Origin of the sequence: Pseudomonas sp. HMWF006 (genome assembly GCF_003061205.1) — a bacterium.
GTDB lineage: Bacteria > Pseudomonadota > Gammaproteobacteria > Pseudomonadales > Pseudomonadaceae > Aquipseudomonas > Aquipseudomonas monsensis.
On sequence record NZ_QAIU01000423.1, the window covers coordinates 1 to 1205 of the forward strand.

The following is a 1205-nucleotide window of genomic DNA, read 5'->3' on the forward strand; positions in this document are numbered from 1 at the left end:
AGGATGGGTCGCGCAATTCATCACAAGCGTCGCCGATCAGTTCAAAGGCCTGCTGCAGGCTTTGCATCAGGCGTCCGGCAGCGATGGTCGGGCGAATCTGCCGGCCTTCGCGGATGAACAGCGCGACGCCGAGTTGCTCTTCGAGCTGGCGGATTTGATGGCTGACGGCGCTGTCGGTGACACACAATTCCGCCGCCGCCCGGCCGAAATGCGCGTGACGGGCGGCGCATTCGAAAGTGCGCAGGGCGGCCAGTGAGGGAAGTCTTCGCATGGGGCTGGTCCGTTTTTTGTAGGTCATGCTGACGGGGCCGGACGTGCGCGTCCAGCCCTCGTTCCCTCACCCCAGCCCTCTCCCAGAGGGAGAGGGAGCCGATCGCGAGATATTGAGGATGTACGCCGACCTGAATCTGCTTCGGCGAATCCATCATCGACGGGATTTTTCAGGTCGATGGAGAACGCAAGACAACCCGGTCAGCTCCCTCTCCCTCCGGGAGAGGGCTGGGGTGAGGGGCTTTTGACTGTATCGCACTGTATACCCCGAAGCCGCAGACACACCCAACGCACAATCCCCCGCCCCGCCGACACATCCCCGATACACCTCAAGGCTGAAATACCCCGGTTGATTCAACTGGCCCGACTCACCGGAGATGCATCATGACCACAACCCTTTCAACCGCCATCAAAGGGCTGCACCTGAACCTCGACCGCGCCGGCACCTGGCTCGCCCCCCTGACGCTGCGGCTGTTTATCGCCTGGGAGTTTTTCGAGTCGGGGCTAGAGAAATTCAACGGGCAGAACTGGTTCGAAGACATCCAGGCGCGCTTCCCGTTTCCCTTCGATCACCTGCCGGCGTCGCTGAACTGGGAGCTGTCGATGTGGGCCGAGCTGATCGGCGCGCTGGCGATTCTGTGCGGTTTCGGCACACGGATTTCGGCCCTTGCGTTGATCGTGGTGACCATGGTCGCCACCGCCGCCGTGCACTGGCCCGCCGACTGGTCGACGCTGAGCGAACTGGCGCAGGGTTACGCGATCACCAACAAGGGCTTCGGCAACTTCAAGCTGCCGGCGATTTACCTGGCTGCACTGCTGCCACTGCTTTTCGCCGGTGCCGGCAAGCTGAGCGTCGATGCGTGGCTGGCACGGGTGTTCTGGCAACGCCACACCCGCTGAGGCTCAATGCGCCCGGTCCAGCCCCGCCAGCAACG

2 protein-coding genes are annotated in these 1205 nt (G+C 63.0%); one reads left to right on the top strand and one right to left on the bottom strand.

Going from position 1 to position 1205, the window contains the following annotated elements; all coding sequences use genetic code 11:
* On the bottom strand, positions 1–271 hold a 271-nt coding region (locus tag DBR24_RS17740; protein ID WP_128615397.1), incomplete at its 3' end, for a LysR family transcriptional regulator.
* A gap of 383 nt (positions 272–654) precedes the next feature.
* On the opposite strand from DBR24_RS17740, the gene DBR24_RS17745 reads away from it, so the two are divergent.
* Positions 655–1170 carry a DoxX family protein gene (locus tag DBR24_RS17745; RefSeq protein ID WP_128615398.1) on the top strand — a complete coding sequence of 172 codons (516 nt, stop codon included), beginning with the start codon at positions 655–657 and terminating at the stop codon, positions 1168–1170.
* Positions 1171–1205 lie beyond the last annotated feature (35 nt).

What these genes read in the sequence shown, in the direction of transcription:
- DBR24_RS17745 (WP_128615398.1), top strand. Translation starts at nt 655, where the DNA reads ATGACCACAACCCTTTCAACCGCCATCAAAGGGCTGCACCTGAACCTC.